This window comes from Leptotrichia sp. oral taxon 879 str. F0557 (assembly GCF_000469385.1).
Classification (GTDB): Bacteria; Fusobacteriota; Fusobacteriia; order Fusobacteriales; family Leptotrichiaceae; genus Leptotrichia; species Leptotrichia mesophila.
Map to the genome: position 1 here is coordinate 97749 of NZ_KI271291.1, position 21961 is coordinate 119709.

Below are 21961 nucleotides of genomic sequence, written 5' to 3' on the forward strand. Positions count from 1 at the left end.
TGGAAGAACTTTCGCAGTTAAAGGGAATGGGAAAGCGGAAAATTAGGGATTACGGGGAAGAAATTTTACTGATTTTGGAAAATTTTTATGATATGATTAAACCACTTTGATGATATTTAATAAAATCTTTTTAATAACAAGGGGGCTTACCCCCTTGCTAAAAACTTTTAATTTAAAATTTATAATGAATCTGCTATTTAAACAGAAATAATATTAAATACTGTGCTAATTACAAGTTCCATTATGTAAACATGCGACATATCTCTCTTCTTTACTTTCAATGTTTAAGTTTTTATCTAAAATTACTAAAGTTTTATATTTTGTGTCCCATCCAAAATACACAAGACCTCCTACATAATCAGAACCAAGATTTGTATAGTCGATAACCAAAGCACCATTTTTGTAAGGCTTAATTTGTAATAATGGAACATCTATATCCATCGCTGGATCTAGATCTTCTACATACCATTCATTTTTCTTTTTAACAATTTCCCAAAATCTACTATCCCAAGTACCTTTCAACTTTTCTAAATTTGAATTGCCATCACTATGGAACTTTTCTCCAAATACAAAAATGTTTAATAACAACATAACCATAATAACTAGTTTTTTCATTATTTTCTCCTTCTTCTAACTATAATTTAAATTAATTATAGCATATTTTAAAAAAATATTATAACTTAAATAATACCTTTCTATAATAACTTTTTTTATTAACTTTATTAACTTTATTATACTCGATTTATATTTTTTTGAATATAATTTGAATTTTAGTAGACATGCTCCGTAAGACACGGTTTATAATTATAAATTATTGAACTTGTAAATAATTAGATAAAACAGTATAATAAATATATTGTATAGTAAAACTTATTTAAAACCAAACTCAAAAGCTATGACTATTTTACTCAAACCATAAATTTATATAATTTTAGCAGTTTAATTTAAAATAGGTCTGAGTATACTTCTTGATTTGAAGGGAGAAAAATGGAGAAAAAATATGTGATTTTTTTGAATGGGGAATATAAATATTCGCAGGAATTTATGGATAAACTTGTCTCGGAAAATGCAGTTTGCTTTTGTGCGGATGGTGGAGCAAATTTTGCTTTTAAATATGGGAAAATACCAGAAATGATTGTTGGAGATCTGGATTCAATTGAGAAAAAAGTTTTGAAATATTATAAAAGTAAGAATATTTTGATAAAAAAGTTCCCGAAAGACAAGGATTTTACAGATTTTGAACTGATTTTGAAAGAAATTAATAAAATTTCGGAAAATAAGAATTTTGTTGAGAAAATATTTGTTGTTGGTGGGATTGGGAAACGAATTGACATGACTTTGAGCAACTTATTCATAATGGAAAAGTATAAAAATCTTGTTTTTTTGCAGGAAAATGAAGAAATTTTTTATGCAGAAAAATCTTTTGTCCTAAAAAATAAAAAGGAATATGAATTTTCAATCATTCCAATTAGTGAAAAAGTTGAAAAATTAACCTTGAAGGGCTTTAAATTTGAAACAGATAAAATTGATGTGAAAAGGGAAAGTTCCAGACTTGTGAGCAATGTAATCTGCGGAGATGAGGCAAGTGTGGAATTTGAAAGTGGGAAACTGATAATTATTTTGAAAAATAATAATAAAAATATTTAGTAATAGATTTATTTAGCAACTTATTTTTATTAATAAATATTTTTTCTATAATTAATGTGTTTTTCTTTTTTTTTACAGGATTGCTCATTGCCGCAAATCCTGTACCTATGGCTAGACTCCGACTTTTATTTGCTCAACTCCGAAACTCCTCCTTCCAGTCGTCAAACAGTCGTAGTCGAACAAATAAAAGCTCCGTCGGTTTACTAAAATGATAGATTGTATAATAAAATACAACAAATTTAAAATATAAGTTTAAAAAATGGTTTATTGAGATGATTAGAGTAAGAATTAAATATTTTAAAGTTTATTAAAAAAATAAATTTGTAAAAAGGATGTGTATAGATAATGAAAAAATTTAGAATCGAAAAGGAACATCAGAGGATGAAAATCTCGCAGTATTTGCGGGAAGTGCAGAATTATTCGGGGAGAAGTTTGAGAAATGTGGAAGTTTTTTTGAATGGAAAGCAGGTAAGACTGACTAAGAAATTGCCGTCACATGGGAATTTGAGAGTTGTAGAGAAGAAAAAGGGGACGGACATTAAGCCGATTAAACTGCCACTTGATATTATTTTTGAAGATGAAGATATTTTGGTTGTGAATAAGGAGCCATTTTTGCTGACACATCCGACACAGAAAAAAGCTGATTTTACACTTGCAAACGGAATTGTAAATCATTTTTTGGAAAAATATGGTGAAGTTCGAGTGCCACGATTTTACAACAGGCTCGATATGAATACATCTGGGCTGATTATTATTGCCAAAAATAGTTTTGCACAGGCATTTTTACAAAATTTTTCGATTTTTGAGAAAAAATATCTGGCGATTGTTAACGGAATTATTGATGGCAAAGAACTTGCTAGAATCAATGAAGAACTTGCAAAAGATGGGGAAAAACATAAGATTCAGGATTTGGAAAAGGAAAATTTAAAGCCTGAGATTGAAAAAGTTAATTTTGGAAAAATGAAAAAATACGATGAAATAGAGAAAATAGAAAATAATTTAACTATTGAAAAAAAAGATAATATAATTGGAGAAAATACAGATTTTAACAGTAAAAATGCAAAAGATAATTTAAATTTGAAAAATCAAAATAATTTTAATAATGAAATTTTGGAAAAAAATAGAATAAATAAAATAATTATTGAAAGACGGATTTTTCGGGATGGGGATAATTTGGAAAGAATAATTGATGAGAGGGGGCAATACGCAAAAACAGCTGTAAAAGTATTGAAAACTTATCCTGAAAAAAATGCAACATTAGTAGAATGTGAACTATTTACTGGGCGGACTCATCAAATTCGAGTTCACCTAAAATCCATCGGACACACAATCGTAGGAGACGAACTTTACGGAAATGGCTTAAACAAAGAACTTGAAATAAATAGACAATTTTTGCACGCTTATAAGGTAAAATTTACACATCCTGCAAGCAAAAAGGAAGTTGAACTGGAAATACCAATTTTTTCGGATATGAAAGAATTTTTGGAAAAATAGAAAAATTATATTTTTTCCAAAAAACTATTTTTAAAATAAGAATAAAAAACTTACGATTTAAAAAGCAAAAAGAAAGGACAGAAAATGAAAAAATTTAATTTTTCGGTTGATTTGATAAATGATAATATTTTGAAGTCGCTTCTGATTTTTTCGATACCGATACTTGTGTCGAATATTTTTCAGCAGCTTTACAATATGGCGGATATTGCTATTGTGGGGCATACTTTGGGGGACAACTCGCTTGCGGCTATTGGGGCTTCAGTGGCTATTTTTGAGCTGATTTTTGGATTTGCGTTGGGAATCGGAAACGGACTTAGTATGGTTACGGCTAGAAATTATGGGGCAAATAATAAGAATCTTTTGAAAAAGTCTGTGGCTGGCTCGATTGTTATTGGAATTTGGATTACTGTGGGAGTAATGATTTTATCACGGTTTATTCTTATGCCGCTGTTAAAAATCTTGCATACGCCTGAAAATATTATAAAAGAAGCATTTGAATATATAAACATAATAACAATGTTTATTGGTGTAACTTTTTCCTACAATTTATCGTCAGGACTTTTACGTGCAATCGGAAACAGCTTTATGTCGCTTATATTTTTGGTAATTGCCTCAATTTTAAACATTTTCCTTGATATTTATTTCATAACTTCCCTTAAAATGGGAATTGGCGGAGCTGCGGTTGCAACAGTTATTGCACAGGCGATTTCAGTTATCTTAAGTATTATCTACATTTACGTAAAAGAACCGATTTTAATACCTAGAAAAAAACATTTCAGATTTGATAAAAAATTGTACAAGGAACTACTTGGACAGGGACTTTCTATGGGATTTATGATTGCAATTGTACTTATGGGAACGCTTATTTTACAGTATGCGATAAATGGGTTTGGATATTTGATTATAGCTGGACATACTTCGGCAAGAAAACTTATGGGATTTTGCAACATTCCGCTAACTACAATAGCACTCGCACTTGCAACTTTCGTTTCTCAAAATAAAGGTGCAAACAAAGTAGATAGAATCCGAAAAGGTGTATTTTACGCTAATATGATGGATATAATTTTTGCAATCGGAATCACAATTTTTGTATATTTATTTTCCAAAAATATGATTCACCTGATGTCAGGCTCCGAATCTGAAATCGTCCTCCACAACGGCTCAACCTACCTAAAAATTGCCTCCCCATTTTTCACAATACTAGGAATCCTCTTTAACTTGCGATACGCTTTACAGGCTCTTGGTGAGAAATTAATCCCTCTTGTTTCTAGCGTAATAGAATTTTTTGGAAAAATAATCTTCGTAATTTTTATCGTGCCGAAATTGGGTTATTTTGGAGTAATGATTTGCGAGCCGCTGATTTGGATTGTGATGGTGGGACAACTGGGAATTGCGTTTTATGGGAATGGGTATATTAGAAAAATGAAATAAAAAAAGGATGTCTCATAAGGAGAATAAAAATACAAAATCATAAATTTTATATATGATTATTTTTATAAAATTAATAAAAACAAACATCTTTAATTTCTAAGAATATATAATATATATGTTTTTGGGATTATTTCTAACTTATGAGACACCTCTCTAATTAATCAATAAAATCAGCCATTAATTCGTTTACAACTTCTTTAACAGATTTAATTTCCTTAATAAAACTTACTCCTAAACCAACCGAAATGTATCCATTTTCATCCCCATCAAGCATTCCGAGTTTCATATTTTTTCCTCCACCCTGTTTTAAGAACAGTTCTTCTCTTGTAGCACCGTTTTTATCCATTTCAACTAATTCTGCCGATAGTTTTGTAGGAATAGATCTGTAAAAGTGAGGCAATGTTCTAAAAATATGTAAATCTTCAGCAGTTGTCTTTAGCATTAATTCTTTTACGTTATGTGCTGTTCTTGCTTCTTCTGTAGCTAAAAATCTTGTTCCAAGAAATACTCCTTCAGCTCCAAGTGCAAATGCAGCTCTGACACCACGTATATCAGAAATTCCTCCAGCAGCCATAACAGGAATATTTTTTACAGAATCTACTATTAAAGGTACTATTGAAAAAGTTCCTATCTGCCCTCCTGGAAGCATTCCTCCTTCATCAAATCCTGTTGCAACAAATACATATGCTCCTAATTTTTCTATAGTTCTAGCATTTTCAACAGTTGGTTCCCCTCTAAAGACTATTTTAATCCCAGCATTTTTTAATCTTTTAAATGTACTTTCAAAATCCATTCCTGCGACTCCGTTTACAAGTGCAACTGGAACTTTTTCTTCAATTATCATATCTAAAAGAGGATTTGTAAATTTCATATCTACATCTACTATTATTACAACACCAAAAGGTTTGTCAGTTAATTCTCTTGTTTTTCTAATTTCTTCCCTCATTCTTTCCATTGTTTCCTGTGGAGAAGGCGTCATTGTTGTTTGACCTGCACTAGGTCCTAAAATTCCTAGTCCACCGGCATTACTAACGGCTGCTACTAGTTTTGCATCTGTTAGCCATGCCATTGGTCCTTGTATTATCGGATATTTGATTCCTAAAATTTCTGTTATTCTATTTTTTTTCATTATTATTCTCCTCTCAATTTTTATTGATTTTTTTATTTTAAAATATTATAATACATTTACACTAAATATTGAAGTAGGCAATAAAAAATGACATAGTATTAAAAAATGTACTTTTGTGATATGAGGAGGTTTTATAATGAAAGATTTAAAAAAATACAAAATAAAGAATATTGAAAAGAATAATAGAATATGTGGAATAAATTATACTCAAAAAATTTTTGCAGGAAAATGGAAAATAACAATTATCTGGTTTTTAAAAAATGAAGCCAGAAGATATAGTGAAATCAAAAAGTTTTTATCGAATATTTCTCAAGGTTCACTTACTAAACAGTTAAGGGAACTTGAAGAAGACGGTATCGTGGGAAGAAAAGTTTATCCTGAAGTTCCTCCTAGAGTTGAATATTTTTTGACAGAGAAAGGAAAAAAATTGATTCCTGTCCTCGATACAATGGAAGAATTTGGTAACTTTTATGTTGAGGAATACATAAAAAATAAAAGTATATAGAATTATATTATAAATCTATGATTATACAGAAAACAAAATTAGTTGAATTTTTTTCAGATTTTAATGGATTTAGAGTGGTAATGAAAAACTTAAATTATGATTTTATAAAAAATTTAAATAATAGGGAATCCACAATTAAAACTGAAATCAAAAAAAGAAAGATTTTAGAAGTGCAAATTCAAAAAATAATGGAGTTTTTTGAAACTAATGATGAACTTACACGATTGGAATTAGAAAAACTTTTGAATATAAAAGAAAGCTGTGCGAGAGATTTGTTAAGATATTTGGTGAAAAATGATATATTACAAAAAATAGGGGCAACTAGAAATATCAGATATATAAAAACCGTCGGAAACAATGATATAAATAAATTACTTCAAATACTTAAAGATAGCGATTTTTGAGAAAATATTATTAAATTCGATTGGTAAAAAAACCGTCGGAAAAAACCAATCGTAAAACCGTCGGAAAAAAATTAAGCAACGAAAATTACTAAGAAATCGTTGCTTAAAAATTATTGATTATTTTTGTATTTTTGATAATTTAATTTGTTATAAGACTGCAAAGTTTTTTGTTATCTGAAATACGATATAAATCCATTTTAGGTCTATTCTTTTTATCAAATGAATAAGATAATTTATAATTAGAAAAAACATTTGTTTTTTCATTCAAATTTGTAAAATAAATGGAATTTTCGTCTTCTTTTACTTCATAATCTAATTGTGAAAGTTCAAGGGTAACTTTTCCTGTTTTTAGTGCTGCACGATTGTCTAATATACTAATTGAAATAGAAGGTTTACCATCTTCATTTAAAAATTTTACATAAGTAAGTCCTTTAAAGTTTTTATCGATGGAATGAGTACATCTCCAAAGTTCTTTAGATATTATGTCAATATCAGAATTAGAAAAACTTAAACTAAAAGTCAGTAAAAACAACGCAAATATAATTTTTTTCATAAAATCACTCCTAAATAACAATTTTTGTATATTTTATAATATTTTTTTAGGAAAATCAATAATAAAAACTAATATTTAAAATTTCACATTATTTTTAGAATTAAACGCATTTTGAAAAAATCCATCGGACAAGTCAAATTCAAAAGTTTCACGGCTTATGTAACCGACAGTTTTGTCGCTTTCGTAAAGTTGAATGAGAAAATCTGCCATTTCTTCGGATGTATGATAGTTTGGATAAGATTTATCATAATCAAAATTAGTTTTACCAGTTGCCACATTTCCAAAGTTAGTTTTGGTTGCAGCGGGTGCTAGGACTTTTGCTTTTAATTGTGCGTTGTTTTGCTTTAATTCTAGTGCAAGTCCTTCTGTGAAGGCGTTTACGTAGAATTTTGTGGCACAGTAGACAATTGCGTTTGGAACGATTGTGTAGCCTCCTGCTGAGGAGATATTGATTAATTGGGAGCCTTTTTCGTTGTGGTAATCTTGGACGTATAAAGAAGATAGCAAAGTTAATGCCTCTACATTGAGATGAAGCATATCTGAAATTTTATTTAAAGACTGCTCTTTTACATCTCCATACATTCCAAAACCTGCATTGTTTATTAAAGTTTCAATGTGATAATTTTTTAATTTTGAATATAGTTCAGGGATTTTACCGACATCAGTTAAGTCAAAATCTATTACAAGAACGTCCAAATTAGGATTTTTCTTCAAAATTTCGCTTTTTAAGTCTTTTAGTAAATTCTTTCTTCGTGCAATCAGAATAAGATTTTTATTTCTTTCTGCAAATTTTAGAGCCACAGCTCTACCTATTCCCGAACTTGCTCCTGTTATAACAGTATATTTGGTTTTCATAGTTGTTACCTCCATAAATTTGATAAATAAAGGATAGCAGTTAGAGTATAGTATAAGTCAATAACTTTTTTGAAAGGAGAAAATAAAATGAAAAAGAATGAACAAAAAATAATGCAAATAAAGGAATTTTCAGAAAAAACAGGCTTAACTCCATACACAATAAGGTTTTATGAAAAAAAGGAGCTGTTTCGTGTAAAAAGAGACGAAAAGAATAGAAGAATATACGATGAAACTGATATTGAATGGATAAAAATGTTAAAAAGATTAAAAGACATGGGAATGAAATTGAGTGAAATTAAGAAATATTCAGATTTACGATATGAAGGGAACGGAACGATAAAAGAAAGAATGAAAATTTTGACAAATCATAAAAAATATGTAAATATAGAAATTGAAAAGTGGCAAAAATATTTACAAAATCTTGATGATAAACTTGAGATTTATGAGAGTTTTTTAAAAAGTATTTCTGAAAAATAAAAGGGTCATAAATATATAGAAATTTAGGAGTAAATATGCTTACAAATACAAATATAACTTGGGGATTTGTTTTATTATCACCTTTTATAATTCCAGTATTAATTTTATTAACTTTCTGGTTTTTTGTTTCAAAACGAAAGTTTAATTTTCTTGTTGCATTTACAATTTTATCATTATTATTTGTTAGGTATCTTCGTTTTCCTTATGACACAGTTAACCGTAACAGTGAGATTAAAATATCACAAAATTTTTTGATAAAAAGAACTTTGAGTTCGGATTCAGAGCATGAAGTTTATAAACTTGTTGATAAGACGAAGCCTGAAGATTTGATTTTGTATTTAAATGGATTAGCTAAAATTAATAATACTTGGGTTGGTTATATAGAAGAAACAGATTCTTACGAAGGAAAATATGATGTCAAATCAGAAACATATTTTTGGATTAACGACAATAAAATTGAATATAACTTAGATGAGAAAACTTTAGAAAAAAGATTAGGTTTAAAAGAAATAAAATTACAGGATGCTGAGTACTTTGTTGATAAATTTGGGAGTAAAAAAGAAATCTTATATCAATATCAATTAGATAAAACAGGAGATTTAGATGAAAATATTTCTTTAAATTCAGAATTAAGCAAGAAATTGGAAACAAAGTATAAAAAAGACAGAGCATTCTATTTGATGTTTTGGAGTGTAATGTTGCTTATAGAAATTATTTATCTATTTATAAAAAATAGAAAAATTACAAAAAGTAATAAAGATTAGAAGGAGAAAAAAGGATGGAAAAAAACGAAAATAAATTTACATTAAAACCAAAAGACTTTTTAGTATTGATTTTATTTACAATAATCTATTTGTTCTTTCAGAAAACAATATATCCAGCATTGGCATTTTTGTTTTGGTTAATTTTTACAATGCGGATAGAAGAAATAATTTTTAATGCTTTAGAATTTTTAAATCTTTCAAAAGGAACCATAAGTATTATTGATATTGTGATTACAGGAATTGCTTTGCTAACAGTGCTTATGTTTGTATTTTACTTGGGATATCTATGCAGTAAATTTTTGAAAAAAATTAATAAAACTTTGTTAGGTAGTGTAATGATGGCGATTTTAATTTATTTTTTGTATAAAGTTTTTACAGAAACAGATGAAAATACAACAATGTTTTCACCATCAGCACGGGAAATACATATTTTCTGTACAGTATCACATATTTTTTATACAATCGGAGTATTTTTTAGTGATAAAGTTAAGAAAGCATTGGATAGAATAAAATTTAAGAGAAAAAAATAAAAGAAGGAGAAAAAAGGATGGAAAAAAATGAAAATAAATTTATGTCAAAAGCAAAAAGCTTTTTAGCATTAGTTTTATTTATAGTGATTTACTTTTTCTTTCAGAAAACAATATATCCGGCATTAGCACTTTTGTTCTGGCTGGTTTTTGCGATGCCGTTAGCAGGAATTATTATTAATGCTCTGGAATTTTTACATCTTCCGCAAGTGGCTATGACCACTATTGCTGTTGTAATTTCGGGAATTGCTTTAATAATGGTTCTTATGCTTGTGTTTTACTTAGGATATTTGTGCAGTAAGTTTTTGAAAAAAATGGATAAAACGATATTAGGCTGTGTAATGACAGCGATTTTAATCTATTTTTTGTATAAAGTTTTTACAGAAACAGATGAAAGTACAGCAATGTTTGCGCCGACAGCACGGGAAATACATATTTTCTGTACAGCATCACATATTTTTTACACAGTTGGAGTATTTTTTAGTGATAAAGTCAAGAAAGTTTTGTACAGAATGAAATCTAAAAGAAAAAAATAAAAGAAGGAGGAAAAATAAATGGAAAAAAATACAAATAAACTTTTGAGAAAACCGAATAATTTTTTAGGATTAATTTTATTTGCGATAATTTATTTTTTAGTTCAGAATGTGATATATCCGCTATTAGGATTTTTATTCTGGTTTTCTTTCACGCTGATTTTTGGAGGAATAGCAGATGCTTTGGGAATTTTAAAAATAAAAGAAATTCAAGTTATTTTAACTTATCTATTTTATTGTATTTGTTTGATAATATTATCTGGATTTATGTGTTATTTAGGATATTTATGTAAAGATTTTCTAGGAAAAATGAATAAAATAGGATTAAATACCGTAATGATTGTAATATTGATTTATTTTTTGTACAAAGCTGCTGCTGGAGATCAAAATTCAATAATTGATGCTTTAATAGATGAGAAAAAGTATATATTTTGTACTATATTTCATATTTCGTATATAATGGGAGCATTTCATAGCGATAAAGTCAAAAAAGTATTAGACAGAATAAAATTTAAAAGAAAAAAATAAAAGAAGGAGGAAAAATAAGTGGAAAAAAATACAAATAAGCTTGTGAGAAAACCGAATAATTTTTTAGGATTAATTTTATTTACAATAATTTATTTTTTAGTTCAGTCAGTAATATATCCAGTGTTAGCATATTTGTTTTGGTTTATTTTTACATTATTTTCTACTGGGATTTTGTTGGAAGCTCCAGAGCAGATTTTGAAGATTTTTGTAATTGTGTTTTCGTTGTTTTGCTTGATAATAATATTGGGAATTATGTACTTCTTAGGATATTTGTGCAAAAGATTTCTAAAAAAAATGAATAAAAAAGTATTAATTTTGGTAATGATTGTAATATTTATTTATTTTGTGTTTAGAGCTATTTTTGAAAATGAATATAGTTCGATAATGTCTCGTTTGACAAATGGGAGAAAATATATATTTTGTATATTATCGCATGTTTCATTTGTAATTGGAGTATTTTATAGCGATAAAGTTAAGAAAGTATTGGACAGAATAAAATCTAAAAGAAAATAAAAATATTTTTTGCAAATCCAATTTGCTTATGGCATTTTTATCTGTTATAATTATTTTACTAAGAATAAATAAGTTATTTATGAAAACATTATAATTTTTTTAGGAAAAATTAAAATAAGAATTCAATATTGTTGGGAAAAATTGGTAATTTAGATTTTTTTAGAAAGTAAGAGGGGGAATTAGGAATATGAAACGTTATTGTTACGCAAATTCTATCGAGAATTTTTTAAACGAAGAAAAAAGTAATTGGTTAAATAAAATGAAAAAGAATTTTCGAGAAAATTATAATTTGGAACTTGGAGAGCTGCAAATTAAGGCTTGGGATGATAGTTTTGAGCAGTTGAAAAAAATTCTTGTAAAAATTGAAGAAATTAAGAAAAATTTTAATATTATATTTGAATATGAATTGCCGTATGAAGGTGGGAGAAGAATAGATGTTATTATTTTGAGTAATGAAAAAGTTTTTATTTTAGAATTTAAAATGAAAAAGAATTTTTTGGTGGAAGATATTGATCAAACAGTAGCGTATTTTCGTGATATTCAAGAATATCATTTTGAATCAAGAAATAAAAAAATAATACCAATTTTAGTACTTACAAAATCTGAAAATAAAAAACCTAGGAGAAGAAAGAGCATTACTATATGTTCAATTAATTATTTATCAGAAGTAATTCAAAGAATAGTAACAAAAGAAAATAAAATGAATGGAAAAAATTTAAAAAATTGGATTTATTCAAAATACGAACCACTTCCTACAATTATAGAAGCTGCACGAGCTATAATGAAAAATGAGGAACTTCCCAATATTCGTAGAATAAATAGCACTAGGATTCCTGCTGCTATGGAAAATTTACAAAATATAACTATTGATGCCAAAAAAAATAAAAAACATATTTTGGTGTTTGTTACTGGAGTGCCGGGAGCGGGGAAAACATATTTAGGATTACAGTATGTTTATGATATTTGTGAAAGTATTGAAGATGTAAATTCTGTTTATTTATCTGGAAATGGCTCACTAATAAAAGTTTTATCAAGTACACTGGGAAAAAATAGTAATGTATTTGTAAAAAGTATTCACAAAGTTATTAATGAGTATTTGGAAAAGGGAGCAACGGATTTTGATAAAAATGTAATTGTATTTGATGAAGGACAGCGTGCTTGGGATAAAGAACGAATGAATTTTAAGAAAAAGATTAATCGTTCAGAACCAGATATTTTAATTGAAATAGCAGAAAAACGGTTAGATTGGGGAGTTCTCGTAGTTCTTGTAGGAGAAGGACAAGAAATTTATAATGGTGAAAGTTCTGATTTAGCACATTGGAACGAGGCGATTAGTAAAAGTAAGAAAAAATGGGAAGTTATTTGTCCAGAAAGATTAACTTCTCTATTTGAAAATTCAAATAATGTTGTGAAAAATAATAATTTTGATTTGGATGTTAGTTTGAGAAGTCATTTAGCTAATAAAGTAAGTCAATTTGTGAATTTTTTGTTAAATGGTGATATAGAAAAAGCAAAAGAATTAGCTCCATCAATTTTAAATTCAGGATTTAATATGTATGTTACACATAGTTTTGGAAAAGCTAAAAAGTATTGTTTTAAAAGATATTCTAAAAATGAGAAAAAATATTACGGCGTAATGGCTTCATCTCAAGCTAAATATTCTGAAAATTTCAAAAATAAGAAAAATAATACTGATATAAATGTAGTAAAATGGTTTAATGATAATGATTTTAATTATCGAATAGAACAGTCAATTTCAGAATTTCAATGTCAAGGATTAGAAATTGATATGCCTATAATTGGCTGGGGTGAGGATATGTTGTGGAATGAAAAAGAAAAAAAATGGGAAAAATTTGATAAAAATAATGAAAGAGATAGTTTGTATCGTATTAATAGTTATCGAGTTTTGCTTACACGTGGACGTGATGGCTTTATTATTTATGTTCCAAAAAAATTATCACCAGTTTATGAAGTTTTAGTAGGAGTAGGAATGGAAATTTTATAATAATTTGACTTTTTTAATAAAAGTTAATTGTAAAAGAAAAAGACTACAAAAACTTGATAATAATAGAATTTACATAATAAAAGAGAAAAAACCTTTTCAAAAAGTAGAGAAAATAAAAAATTTAAGATACTGTATTAATATAATTTTATAGACTTTTAGAAATAAAAATATTTAATAACTAAAAGGAGATGGATTTATGGGAAGAAAACATAAAAATATAATGTTGCTGGGGACAGGTTCTAATGTGGGAAAAAGCATAATCAATGCAGGATTTTGCAGAATATTTTATCAGGAAGGATATAGTGTAGTGCCGTTCAAGTCACAGAATATGGCTTTAAATTCGTTTATTACGAAGGATGGAAAAGAGATGGGGAGAGCTCAGGTGGTGCAGGCTGAAGCGGCTAATATCGAGCCTCAGGCATTTATGAATCCGATTTTGCTAAAGCCTACAACAGACAGAAAATCGCAGGTTATTGTGAATGGGAAAGTTTATAAAAACATGGATGCAAGGGAATATTTTGCTTATAAACATAATTTAAAAAAGGATATAATGGCAGCATATAATCACATAAGGGATAACTTTGATATTTGTGTGCTGGAAGGGGCAGGAAGCCCTGCGGAAATTAACTTGAAGGAAGACGACATTGTAAATACAGGAATGGCGGAAATGGCTGATTCGCCTGTTATTCTGGTTGCTGATATTGACAGAGGCGGTGTTTTTGCGGCAATTTACGGGACAATTATGCTGCTTGAGGAAAGTGAGAAAAAACGTATAAAAGGTGTAATTATAAATAAATTTAGAGGAGATAAGAGCCTTTTGACTCCTGGAATTGAGATGATTGAAGAGTTGACAAATGTGCCTGTTCTGGGAGTAGTGCCGTTTGTACCGCTTGGAATCGAGGAAGAGGACAGTTTAGGGATTGATAAGTATAATGTGAAAAAAGAAGGGAAAATTCGGATTTCGGTTATTAAACTAAAACATATATCGAATTTTACTGATATTGACGCACTTAGCCATTATAACGATGTTTCCTTGAAATATGTTACAAAAAGCTCTGAACTTGGAGATGAGGACATTATTATTATTCCTGGCTCCAAAAATACTGTGGAAGACATGAAGGACTTGATTGATAAAAATATAAGCAGGGAAATTATAAGGCTTGCAAAAAGAGGAACGATAGTATTTGGAATTTGTGGCGGTTTTCAAATAATGGGACAAAAAATAATGGATCCTCAAAATATTGAGTCTAATCTAAAAGAAATTTCAGGCTTAGATTTATTAGACATAGAAACAGTTATGGAAACGGCAAAAACAACAACACAGTATGAAAATAAAATAAAAAATGCAGACGGAATACTCGCTGGAATGGATGGCATTGAAATAAAAGGCTATGAAATACATCAAGGCTACAGTTATCCTGTAAATGAGGAAAAAACCGAGATAAAATGTATCTTTGACGATGAAAAGCTAAAAGGTGCTGTAAAAGGAAATGTTGTCGGAACCTATATTCACGGAATATTTGACAATTCTGAATTTACAAATCATTTTCTGAACGAAGTAAGAAAACTTAAAGGACTAGACAAAGTCGATGAGGACTTTAGTTTCAAAGAATATAAAAACAGGGAATACGATAAATTAGCACAAATTTTGCGAGAAAATGTCGATATTGATAAGGTTTATGAAATAATGGGGATGGAATAAATTGACATTTGTAATAAAAATTTAGATTGTCCATGTACTTTATCTTTGGATATGGTGACAAATGAAATCAGAAAATATATAATTAAAAATTTTCAAAAATGTTTTGCTGAAATTAAAGACATCGAAATAAAAAACGATATAATTAATTTTTAGGAGATTTAGAAAAAATGAAGAGTGAATATGATAAAAATGATGATGAATTAGTAGAAAGATATAAAAACGAAAATTTAGAAATTTATAATTATAAAGGAATAACATTAGGAGATAGCATAGAAAAAATTTATCCTCTTATGAAAATTTATAATACAGAGTATCGTAAAAATGACAGAAGAGAAAGATATAACTTAATAATGGAAATAGAAAATTCATATATTCACATAGACATATATTCAAGAAAAGTAGTGGAAATAGAAATCTATGATGAAAATTATTTATTAGGCGAATTTAAAGTTGGAAATGAGATGACAACTGAATTATGTGAAAAATACGATCTTTTAGATGTAGATGATGTAGATACAGGGGAAATATATTATTATCCTGAAAAAGGATTTATGCACGCAGAATTTTGTGTAAACCCTGAAGATGTTATATCAAAAATAAATAAAATAACTTTTTCCATATATGTAGAAACTCCTTCAGAAAATAATGTTAAAGATATTTTAAAAGCCCAAAAAATAGAAGATATTTACTATTCATTATATAATTTTGGAGAAATAGAAATAGATATTGAAAATAAAGAAATTATTGGAAGATTAGAAGAAAATATATTTACATTTGATTTATTGAACGGTAATTTAAAAAATATTGAAATTAAAAAATAAGAGATTGAAATAAAAATGAATTTGATTTTAAAGAAAATTTAGACAAAACAGTTAATATATTTTATCAATATAAGTTTTGTACAAGGAGAGGAAAATGGATTTTCATGGTGGAAATATTTACAAAATATTTAGGGAAAAAAATATAACAGAAATACTGGATTACAGCTCAAATATAAATCCTTACGGAGTGCCTGAGAGCCTAAAGCAGAAGATTGCTGAAAATATTGGGATTCTTGAGAGGTATCCTGACCCTGATTATATAGAATTACGTGAAAAATTGGCTCATCTGAATAAAGTTGAATTGGAAAATATTGTGCTGGGAAATGGTGCGACAGAAGCTATATTTTTGTTTATAAAAGTAATAAAGCCCGAAAAAGTGCTGATTGTATCGCCTACTTTTGGGGAATATGAAAGGGCAGTAAGAGTGTGTAAAAATTCTGAAAGTCAGAAAATTGAAATTAAATATTTTGAATTAGAAGAAAAAGATGAGTTTAGGCTTAATATTGGGAAATTAAAAAAGGAACTTGAGAAAAAATATGATTTGGTAATAATTTGCAATCCGAATAATCCGACTGGAAAATTTTTGAAAATGGCTGAAACAGAGGAAATTTTGAGAGAATGCAATAGATATGAGACAAAGTTATTTATTGATGAGGCATTTATCGAATTTTTAGAGGATGGACTAAAGGAAAGCATTGTAAATAGTGGAGAAAATAAGAAAAATTTGTTTGTAACTCGTGCATTTACAAAATTTTTTGCTATTCCAGGATTACGATTGGGATACGGAATTTATTTTGACAAAAATTTGGAAAAGAAAATCGCTGAAAAAAAAGAGCCGTGGAGCGTGAACAATATCGCTGAAATGGCTGGAATAACGGTTCTTGATGATACAAAATACATAGAAAAGACATTAAACTGGATAACAGAAGAAAAAAGATACATGTATAAAAGGCTGAATGAAATTTCAGGAATAAAGCCTTATAAAACTGAAATAAACTTTGTTTGCGTAAAAATAAAAGATGAACTGATTTCTAAAGGGATGAATGTGAAAAAATTGCGGGAAAAAATGATGGAAGAAGGAATTTTGATAAGGGATGCGTCCAATTTTAAATTTTTAGATGAAAGATTTTTTAGGCTGGCAATTAAGGACAGAAAGAGTAATGATAGAGTTATTGAGACTTTGAGAGAAATTTTAAAATAAAAAATTTGAACTTATCAGATTTGATAGCAATTTATATATGAGAAATTCTGACAACGAGAAAGAACTTGGTATTGATTTTTCGACTAATAAAGTAAAAGTTATAATTGGTGGAATATGTTTATTAGTATTTTAAATGGGGATTCTTATGATTTATAAGATATTCCCTATTATTTTATAGTAAAACTGCTTTAAAACTAAACTTAAAAGTTATGACTATTTTACTCAAACCCTAAAATTATATAATTTTTAGTAGTTTAATTTTAAGTAGGTTTGAGTATAATTTGTTATAAATTTACTAATTAGAATGTTTGAGAATCTTATTATTAAATTGAATTGACAAAAAATGGAAAAATTAATAGAATATAGGTAATCGTCTGTGAAGAGAAAGAGTAAAAATAAAAAAATTAAAATACTAAAACATCATTTTATATAACAAATAAATTTAGTAATATTCATTTTGCAGATAGAAATTAAGAAAAATTATTTTAAAAAATTACAAAATTCTATAAAATAAAAATTGGAGAGAGAAAAAATGAAGGAAAATTTAGTAAAAAATTTTTATATTCTAAGTTTTAGTTATAAAAATTTGAGTTTGGAAGAAAGGGAAAAGTTTGTAAAAGAGGGGTATAGACATGTTTTGAGGGAGTATTTGGAAAAAAGGATTATAAAAGGGTATGTGGCTGTCGAAACTTGCCTTAGGATAGAGCTTTATTTGGATGTTAGCAAGGAATTTGAAATTGAGAGGTTAAAGAGGGATTTTAGAATTGATAAGATGAAGGACTATAAAGGTGCTGAAGCCGTGAATTATTTGTTGCGGGTGATTTGTGGGCTGGATTCGATAATAAAGGGAGAAGATCAGATTCTTGTACAGCTTAAAAAAGCATATTTTGACGCTCTTGACAAAAATATTACATCTTCATTTTTGAATATAATGTTTAATCAGGCGATAGAAACTGGGAAAAGATTTAGGGCGGAAAGCAAGATAAATGAAAAAAATATTTCACTTGATTCGATAGCTGTAAAATTTATAAGAACAAAATTTGAGAGCCTTGAAAATAAAAAAATATTTGTAATTGGAGTGGGAGATTTGAGCCAGTCAATTCTTGCACTTCTTCACAAAATGAACAATTGCCATTTGACAATGACAAATAGAAGTTTACGACGATCAATTGAATTGCAGAAAGTGTATCCAGACGTTCAGACAGCAGAATTTAATGAGAAATATAATGTTATAAAAAATATGGACATTGTAATAAGTGCCACCTCTGCACCACATTTGATTCTTGAAACAGCGAAAATTCAAAATATTTTGAATGATGGAAAAAAACGGTTTTTCCTTGATTTAGCAGTTCCGAGAGATATTGAAACAAGTATTGGGGAGTTTGAAAATGCTTCGCTTTATCATTTGGAGGATATTTGGGATGAATATAATAAAAATGTGGAAAAACGGGATGAAATTGTAGAAAAATATTCTTACATTATTGAGGAGCAGTTGAAAAAAATAGCGGAAAAACTTGAAAAAAGAAGAAAATATACAAATCAGAAAAATATTGAGATGGGTGAAAATGGATGAAATCAAATAAAATAATTATTGGAACGAGAGGAAGTATTTTGGCACTTGCACAAGCGGAAAAAGTGAAGGAAATGCTTATTAAAAAATATGACGAATTAAGAGAAGATGAGAATTTTTGCGAAATTGAAGGGTTTGAGAAAAAAAGTCCGCTGAAAATAGAACTGAAAGTTATAGTTACAAAGGGAGATAAGGATTTAAGGGACTTTACAAAAATAAAAGGAATTACGCAAAAGAACTTATTTGTGAAGGAAATCGAAAAGGAAATGCTGGAAAATAAAATAGATTTGGCGGTACATTCGTTAAAGGATATGCCGCAGAACACTCCAGAAGGGCTTTTGAATGCGTGTTTTCCAATGAGGGAAGACAACCGTGATGTGCTTGTTTCAAAAAATGGAAAAAAATTAAAAGAACTTGATGAAAATTCTGTAATTGGGACAGGAAGCATAAGACGGGAAAAGGAGCTTTTGAATTTGCGAAATGATGTAAAGATAAAAGCAATTCGTGGAAATATTCACACAAGGTTAAAAAAACTTGATGATGGGGAATATGATGCGATTGTGCTGGCTGCGGCTGGATTAAAAAGAGTTGGACTGGAAAACAGAATTACTGAATATTTTGATAAAGATTCATTTATGCCAGCACCAGGACAAGGGATTTTGTGTATTCAATGCAGGGAAAATGATAATAAAATACGACATCTTCTGAAAATTATAAATGATGATGAAGTTACGATAATGTGTAAAGCTGAAAGAGAATTTTCAAAAATTTTTGATGGAGGATGCCATACTCCGATAGGCTGTTCATCGGTTATTGAAGGAAATACATTAAAATTAAAGGGAATGTTTAATGATAACGGAATCAGAATATTTAAAGAAGTTGAAGGAAATAGGGAAAATCCAAAGGAAACTGCACAAAAATTGGCTGAAGAAATAAAGGAAGAGGAGATGAAAAATGAGAAAAGGTAAAGTTTATATCGCAGGAGCAGGCTGTGGAGATGAGGGGCTTATAACTTTAAAATTGAAAAACGTGATAGAAAAAGCTGATTGCATTGTTTATGACAGGCTTGTAAATGAAAATATCTTACAATATGCAAAATCTGATGTAGAAATGATTTATATGGGTAAAGAAAATACTGCTGGAGGAAAATTGCAGGCAGAAATAAATAATAAATTAGTTGAAAAAGGTAAAGAAGGACTTGAAGTTCTAAGACTAAAAGGAGGAGATCCTTTTGTATTTGGACGAGGAGGGGAAGAAATAGAGGCTTTAGTTGCTGAAAATATAGATTTTGAGGTAATTCCAGGGATAACTTCTTCAATCGCTGTGCCAGCTTATGCTGGAATTCCTGTTACTCACAGAGGAATTAATACTTCCTTTCATGTATTTACTGGACATACGCAATTTAATGGAATAGAACTTGATTTTCCAGTTATTGCAAAATTGGAAGGAACTTTGGTTTTTTTAATGGGATTAAGCAATCTTGAAAAAATAACAGAAAACTTGATAAATAACGGAAAAAATCCAAAAACCCCTGTCGCAATAATAAAAGATGGAACAACGACAAGACAGAAAACTTACACAGGAACATTGGAAACAATAGTAAATACAGTAAAAGAGCATAATGTAAAATCGCCTGCCATTATTTTGATTGGAGAAGTAGTAAATTTACGGGAAAAAATGAAATGGTTTGAGAATAAGCCGTTCTTTGGGAAAAATATTCTTGTTACAAGAAATAGGGAAAAACAACAAAATATATCAAATAAAATAAATGAACTTGGCGGACAGGCTTTGAGCCTTCCATTTATTAATATAGAATATGTCGACTTTGAAATGCCTGATTTGAAGGAATACAGTACCCTTCTATTTAACAGCATAAATTCTGTTATTGGATTTATGAGAAAAGTAAAGGATATTCGTTCTTTGGGAAATGTTAAAATAGGTGTAGTGGGAGAAAAAACTGCTGAAGAAATTGAAAAATATAAAATAATTCCAGATTTTTATCCAGAAGAATACACTGTGGAAAGACTGGCAAGCGAAAGTGTGAATTTTACTAAAGAAGGAGAAAAAATACTGTTTATAGTATCTGATATTTCTCCAGTAAATGAAAAAAAATATTCAGATTTATACAACCGAAATTATGAAAAACTTGTAGTATATAAAACTCAGAAAGTTGAAGTGGAAAAGGAAAAAGCAGAAAAATGCATAAAAGAAAGCGACATCTTAATGTTCTTAAGCTCTTCAACCTTTAAAGCCTTTGCTGATAGCATAAACTTAAGTGAAAATGAGGAAATAAAAGAAATTCTGAAAAATAAAGTTATAGCCTCAATCGGCCCTGTTACTACAAAAAGTATTGAAAAATATGGATTAAAAGTAGGAATAGAGCCTAAGAAATATACTGAAGAAGGATTGTTTGATGAAATTTTGACATTTGTTGATAGTTTAAAATAAGAATATTAATCATAGATTGTAAAATATATTGCGACAAACAAAAAAATGTAAAAACTCATGATAATTTCGTGTTAAAATGTTAGTAACGACAAAAACATTTTTTCAATTTTGTTTAATACAAAGTGTTTTATTTTTTAAATACACTTATATAAACTTAAAATATAATTTTAAAAATTTTTTTTAAAAGTATTGACAAAATGAAAAATCGTAGTATACTCAAAATGGAAGTTGTGTTACAATGGAGTATGCAAAACTTTTGAAAAGACTGTTAAATAGCGAAAAAATCAACTAAACTAAACATATTTAAGAACAATAATATTTAAAGCAAAGGAGCTTGAGAAATTATTTATTTTTTTAGTTCCTTTTTTATTTTTGTCAATTAATAATTTTTTATATATAGACAAATTATTGATTTTAGAAAAATTAAGGAGGTGAAAAATTCGAATATTTTGTTAATAAAACAATTTAGGAGGAAAAAACTATGGCAACATTAAATGCACTAGGAATGATTGAAACAAAAGGATTAGTAGCGGCAATAGAAGCTGCCGATGCGATGGTAAAAGCAGCAAACGTTACTCTAATCGGAAAAGAACACGTAGGTGGAGGACTAGTATCAGTATTAGTAAGAGGAGACGTAGGAGCAGTTAAGGCTGCAACAGATGCAGGAGCTGCGGCTGCTGAAAGAGTAGGAGAATTGATTTCAATTCACGTAATCCCACGTCCACATGCTGAAGTTGAGACAATTCTGCCAAAAGGAAGAGAATAATTTTTAAGTTCTTAAAATGACATAGCATATAAACAATGTTTATTAAATAAAATTTTTAGGAGGAAAAAACTATGGCAACATTAAATGC

The 21961-nt window shown here is 28.5% G+C and carries 23 protein-coding genes; 19 read left to right on the plus strand and 4 right to left on the minus strand.

Annotated elements, in window-relative coordinates; all coding sequences use genetic code 11:
• Positions 1 to 225: 225 nt before the first annotated feature.
• Positions 226 to 615, minus strand: coding sequence for a hypothetical protein (locus tag HMPREF1552_RS02230; RefSeq protein ID WP_021743419.1), 390 nt, complete (start codon positions 613 to 615; stop codon positions 226 to 228).
• Positions 616 to 987: 372 nt separating this feature from the next.
• On the opposite strand from HMPREF1552_RS02230, the gene HMPREF1552_RS02235 reads away from it, so the two are divergent.
• From HMPREF1552_RS02235 to HMPREF1552_RS02245, 3 genes are all read left to right on the plus strand, one after another.
• On the plus strand, positions 988 to 1647 hold the full coding sequence (locus HMPREF1552_RS02235) for a thiamine diphosphokinase (RefSeq protein WP_021743420.1): 660 nt from the start codon (positions 988 to 990) through the stop codon (positions 1645 to 1647).
• A gap of 345 nt (positions 1648 to 1992) precedes the next feature.
• Entirely contained in the window at positions 1993 to 3141 is a 1149-nt protein-coding gene (locus tag HMPREF1552_RS02240) for an RluA family pseudouridine synthase (protein WP_021743421.1), read from the plus strand.
• A gap of 84 nt (positions 3142 to 3225) precedes the next feature.
• A complete protein-coding gene (locus HMPREF1552_RS02245; RefSeq protein ID WP_021743422.1) occupies positions 3226 to 4572 on the plus strand; it encodes an MATE family efflux transporter in 1347 nt (448 codons plus the stop codon).
• A 157-nt stretch (positions 4573 to 4729) separates the two neighbouring features.
• On the opposite strand, the gene HMPREF1552_RS02250 is transcribed toward HMPREF1552_RS02245, so the two are convergent.
• Positions 4730 to 5701, minus strand: a complete 972-nt coding sequence (locus tag HMPREF1552_RS02250; protein WP_021743423.1) for a nitronate monooxygenase family protein — start codon at positions 5699 to 5701, stop codon at positions 4730 to 4732.
• A 136-nt stretch (positions 5702 to 5837) separates the two neighbouring features.
• On the opposite strand from HMPREF1552_RS02250, the gene HMPREF1552_RS02255 reads away from it, so the two are divergent.
• Entirely contained in the window at positions 5838 to 6206 is a 369-nt protein-coding gene (locus HMPREF1552_RS02255) for a helix-turn-helix domain-containing protein (protein WP_018450686.1), read from the plus strand.
• A gap of 80 nt (positions 6207 to 6286) precedes the next feature.
• A complete protein-coding gene (locus tag HMPREF1552_RS02260) occupies positions 6287 to 6610 on the plus strand; it encodes a glutamyl-tRNA amidotransferase (RefSeq protein ID WP_231370730.1) in 324 nt (107 codons plus the stop codon).
• Between the two features lie 139 nt (positions 6611 to 6749).
• Here HMPREF1552_RS02260 and HMPREF1552_RS02265 read toward each other — a convergent pair whose 3' ends face one another.
• On the minus strand, positions 6750 to 7163 hold the full coding sequence (locus tag HMPREF1552_RS02265; protein ID WP_021743425.1) for a hypothetical protein: 414 nt from the start codon (positions 7161 to 7163) through the stop codon (positions 6750 to 6752).
• 75 nt (positions 7164 to 7238) lie between these two features.
• Positions 7239 to 8018, minus strand: coding sequence for an SDR family oxidoreductase (locus HMPREF1552_RS02270; protein WP_039900982.1), 780 nt, complete (start codon positions 8016 to 8018; stop codon positions 7239 to 7241).
• An 87-nt stretch (positions 8019 to 8105) separates the two neighbouring features.
• Between HMPREF1552_RS02270 and HMPREF1552_RS02275 the strand changes: the two genes are divergently transcribed.
• From HMPREF1552_RS02275 to HMPREF1552_RS02340, 14 genes are all read left to right on the plus strand, one after another.
• On the plus strand, positions 8106 to 8495 hold the full coding sequence (locus HMPREF1552_RS02275; protein ID WP_018498379.1) for a MerR family transcriptional regulator: 390 nt from the start codon (positions 8106 to 8108) through the stop codon (positions 8493 to 8495).
• A gap of 35 nt (positions 8496 to 8530) precedes the next feature.
• A complete protein-coding gene (locus tag HMPREF1552_RS02280) occupies positions 8531 to 9259 on the plus strand; it encodes a hypothetical protein (protein WP_021743428.1) in 729 nt (242 codons plus the stop codon).
• Between the two features lie 14 nt (positions 9260 to 9273).
• Positions 9274 to 9789, plus strand: a complete 516-nt coding sequence (locus HMPREF1552_RS02285) for a hypothetical protein (protein WP_021743429.1) — start codon at positions 9274 to 9276, stop codon at positions 9787 to 9789.
• A 17-nt stretch (positions 9790 to 9806) separates the two neighbouring features.
• Positions 9807 to 10322, plus strand: a complete 516-nt coding sequence (locus tag HMPREF1552_RS02290) for a hypothetical protein (RefSeq protein ID WP_021743430.1) — start codon at positions 9807 to 9809, stop codon at positions 10320 to 10322.
• Between the two features lie 18 nt (positions 10323 to 10340).
• Positions 10341 to 10847: a hypothetical protein gene (locus HMPREF1552_RS02295; RefSeq protein WP_021743431.1), complete on the plus strand. Its 507-nt coding sequence runs from the start codon at positions 10341 to 10343 to the stop codon at positions 10845 to 10847.
• Positions 10848 to 10865: 18 nt separating this feature from the next.
• Positions 10866 to 11360, plus strand: coding sequence for a sodium:proton symporter (locus HMPREF1552_RS02300; protein ID WP_012806173.1), 495 nt, complete (start codon positions 10866 to 10868; stop codon positions 11358 to 11360).
• 187 nt (positions 11361 to 11547) lie between these two features.
• A complete protein-coding gene (locus HMPREF1552_RS02305; protein WP_021743432.1) occupies positions 11548 to 13365 on the plus strand; it encodes a DNA/RNA helicase domain-containing protein in 1818 nt (605 codons plus the stop codon).
• A 196-nt stretch (positions 13366 to 13561) separates the two neighbouring features.
• Positions 13562 to 15067, plus strand: a complete 1506-nt coding sequence (locus tag HMPREF1552_RS02310) for a cobyric acid synthase (protein ID WP_021743434.1) — start codon at positions 13562 to 13564, stop codon at positions 15065 to 15067.
• Between the two features lie 167 nt (positions 15068 to 15234).
• Positions 15235 to 15888, plus strand: coding sequence for a hypothetical protein (locus tag HMPREF1552_RS02315; RefSeq protein ID WP_021743435.1), 654 nt, complete (start codon positions 15235 to 15237; stop codon positions 15886 to 15888).
• A 94-nt stretch (positions 15889 to 15982) separates the two neighbouring features.
• Positions 15983 to 17089: a histidinol-phosphate transaminase gene (locus HMPREF1552_RS02320; protein ID WP_021743436.1), complete on the plus strand. Its 1107-nt coding sequence runs from the start codon at positions 15983 to 15985 to the stop codon at positions 17087 to 17089.
• 532 nt (positions 17090 to 17621) lie between these two features.
• Positions 17622 to 18662 (plus strand): glutamyl-tRNA reductase, encoded by a 1041-nt coding sequence (gene hemA / locus HMPREF1552_RS02325; RefSeq protein WP_021743437.1) that lies wholly within the window; start codon positions 17622 to 17624, stop codon positions 18660 to 18662.
• A complete protein-coding gene (hemC, locus tag HMPREF1552_RS02330; protein WP_021743438.1) occupies positions 18659 to 19627 on the plus strand; it encodes a hydroxymethylbilane synthase in 969 nt (322 codons plus the stop codon). Before hemA ends, hemC begins: the two co-directional genes overlap by 4 nt.
• A complete protein-coding gene (cobA, locus tag HMPREF1552_RS02335; protein WP_021743439.1) occupies positions 19614 to 21107 on the plus strand; it encodes a uroporphyrinogen-III C-methyltransferase in 1494 nt (497 codons plus the stop codon). The genes hemC and cobA overlap by 14 nt, the downstream gene beginning before the upstream one ends.
• Positions 21108 to 21588: 481 nt before the next feature.
• Entirely contained in the window at positions 21589 to 21873 is a 285-nt protein-coding gene (locus HMPREF1552_RS02340) for a BMC domain-containing protein (RefSeq protein WP_021743440.1), read from the plus strand.
• Positions 21874 to 21961: the final 88 nt, after the last annotated feature.